This is a genomic window from Hydrocoleum sp. CS-953 (assembly GCF_002260545.1).
In the GTDB taxonomy this organism is placed as follows: domain Bacteria; phylum Cyanobacteriota; class Cyanobacteriia; order Cyanobacteriales; family Microcoleaceae; genus Trichodesmium.
In genome coordinates, this window is the sequence record NZ_LGSU01000388.1 from 1 (window position 1) to 2,971 (window position 2,971).

Here is a 2,971-nt window from a genome sequence, read left to right on the forward strand (position 1 = left end):
CCAATATTTTTGCCATCTAAAACTATATAATACAGAAATATTTCTTCTTTTAGAGGTAGATATATTTCCTCTTCTTTTATCAAAAATAAATTATATTTACCACCAAGACCACCAACATCATAAATAGTAATTGGCTGTTTAACTCCTTTTGGCATTACCTCTTTTTCATCATTAATTTCAATTATCGAACCTACCTCATTTAAAGTAGTTCCAGAAATTAAAATTTGCCCCCCAGTCGTATAAGATTCAATTCGATAAGTTAAATTTACCTGACTGCCAACAATACCATATTTTGTCCGTTTCAAAGAACCAATATTACCAACAACAACCTCCCCTGTATTAATCCCAATTCCCATTTCTAAAGGTGTTAAACCCCACTCTTTCATCTGTTTATTTACAGGTTCCATTGCTAACTGCATATCAATAGCACAAGCAACAGCTCTTGTCGGATCGTCCTCTCTAGTAATAGGGGCACCAAATAAAACTAAAATTCCATCCCCCATAAATTCATCAATAGTTCCGTTATGCTTAGTAATTACATCCGCCATATATCCCAAATAAAAGTTCAGAATTTTCACAACTTCTTCTGGTTGTAAACGTTCTGATGTAGCAGTAAAACCTCTTAGATCGGAAGTTAAAATAGTGATATTGCGACGTTCACCTCCTAACTTTAATCCTTCCGGACTTTCTAATAAAGTAGCCACTACCTCATCAGTTAAATAACGACCGAAAGTTTTGCGAATATCCTGAGCAGTACGAGCAATATAAGCCGTAATCACAACTGCTGATGTTGTCATGCCTAGAAACGCAGGAACAACAGGCAACCACCAGCTCCACAAAAAAGCAATGTAAGTGCTAGCAAATAAAACTCCACCAGCAACAAAAATCGTAATTACTTTCCAAATAGAAAAATAACTAACACCACCAGCAGTCCGCCATCTCCAAGTTGTCGCCGCTCCTACTCCAGACCAAAATAAAATCCATATCCACTCGTAGATATCTACCCAAGTCTTAATCATGGAACGACCATCAAGAGCAGAACCAATCAGTTGACTGATAATATTAGCATGAACTTCAACCCCACTCATAGGTTCTAAAGTTCTAATTAAACTACTACTGTAGGGAGTAGAGAATAAATCATTAAAACTTTCACCCACCGCCCCAATCAAAATAATGCGATCGCTTCCCCAGTCAGGAGGTACTCGGTCTTCAAGAATATCCATCATGGAAACAGTCTCAAAATAGCGACTAGGACCTCGATAATTTAAAAGAATGAGATAACCACCTGCATCTGCGCGTACATACCCACCATCATTAGCTTCAAATGGCTCTAGTATAGTCTTTCCGAGTTGATATATGTTATCATCAAGTGTCTTGGGACTAATCTCAAAATTCTCTAAATAACGCAAAACAACCTTAGAAGCAAAACTCGTGACATTTTGCCCATTTTGAAGTGTGACAAATAAATAACCTCGTCGAATTCTTTTATCTGGATCTACTTTTAAATCATTAGCACCAGCCTGATTATTTTCTTCCAAAACAGGTGGTCCTTCTATCACATCTCTTTGTCTATCTCCCACTACTTTTTTAATTGCAACTAAATTGGGGGTAGACTCGAAAACTTCCACTAATTCCTGATGACCAGGTTCCACAGGTAAATCCCGATAAATATCTAAACCAATAACTTTTGGCTCCATTGCTTTCAATTTTTTCAGCAATTTTGCATAAACACCATCAGGAAAAATTGGCTGCCCAACTGCTCTAAGGTCGTCTTCATTGATACCTACAATAGCAATTCTATTGTCTGGACTTTCCAAGGGTCGCATCCGCATATACGCATCATAAGTGCGCCACTCCCAAAACTGTATTAAACCAAGAAAACGTAGTAGGATTACCAACCCTGTTATACTGGGTGCAGTAATCCAAACACCATTCCATTGATTCAAAAAATGAGTGTATTTATTCCATAACATCGGTTGTTAGCACCTTTTAGAAAAAACAGGTTAATCTACCCAAATGTACTATGAAATCATACTTAGAGCGCCCCGACCAAATTTATGGGTAGTTATTTCCATAGTAACTCAATTTATTCTGCTTCTACTTTACAGCAGGATGCAAAAGGCTCAGAAGCAATTTCTTTTAATCCTACTGACGTTAATAATTCCTCCCACTCTGTAGGGTTAGAATTGCGTAACTCAGCTAAAGTTGCGATTGTCTCATTCCAAATTTTGGCATTTGCATATATTTCTGCTTGTTCAAGGGGAGTAGCATTTTTTAAGCTTTTTTCCAGTTGTGAGCTTATTTCTACTTTTTTGATAGTTCCCTCAACATATTTGTCAGCACTGCGATCCCAGGGGTCAAAAATTATTGCAAACCTCCATTTATATTCTTTATTGTTTGTCAGACTTACATCTTTGGGAACAGTAAGTTTTACAATACCAGAAGTACCAGAAACATCTAATTCATCATTCAAATAGATACTCTTACCTGATTTATCAAATATTTCAAATTCTGCTGACTCTGCTTCGTGTTCAGGAATATAGACAAAAAAATTGGGATTACTGATTGTAGTTCCAGCATTATCATCTCCTGGCATTAGAGCTATCAAGTTGCCTTTGCTAGGACCGCGAGTACCTCCACCACTGGTTCGACCTGAAGGGGATCTTTTCCCACCTTCAAAGTCTACGCTAATTAGCAATTCTGGGGTTTGTTCTGCTTTTGCCAATTGCCAACCAGAAAAAGTTACAATTATTGGAGATATAGCTAAAGCCAAAAGTCCCCAAGACTTGATATTTTGCCTTCCCATCATCAATCACATCTCCATTTAATTAAATGATTTAACTTATATTTGCAATCCTAGCATATCTATTAGACCTATCTGGAAAAGAGGGAGTAGGGAGTAGGGATTAGGGAGTAGGGGGGAAGAATTGATTATTTATAGGGGATAATTGATTTTATTTTTGATTATCGG

Annotated in this window: 2 protein-coding genes; both read right to left on the reverse strand. The window is 37.2% G+C overall.

Annotated features, from left to right (window positions below; all coding sequences use genetic code 11):
- A partial coding sequence (locus AFK68_RS03760) for a CHASE2 domain-containing protein (protein ID WP_094671656.1) occupies positions 1-1,973 on the reverse strand: 1,973 nt, incomplete at its 3' end.
- A 113-nt stretch (positions 1,974-2,086) separates the two neighbouring features.
- The gene (locus AFK68_RS03765) at positions 2,087-2,809 is read right to left on the reverse strand and encodes a DUF928 domain-containing protein (RefSeq protein WP_094671657.1); all 723 of its coding nucleotides are present in this window, start codon (positions 2,807-2,809) and stop codon (positions 2,087-2,089) included.
- Positions 2,810-2,971 lie beyond the last annotated feature (162 nt).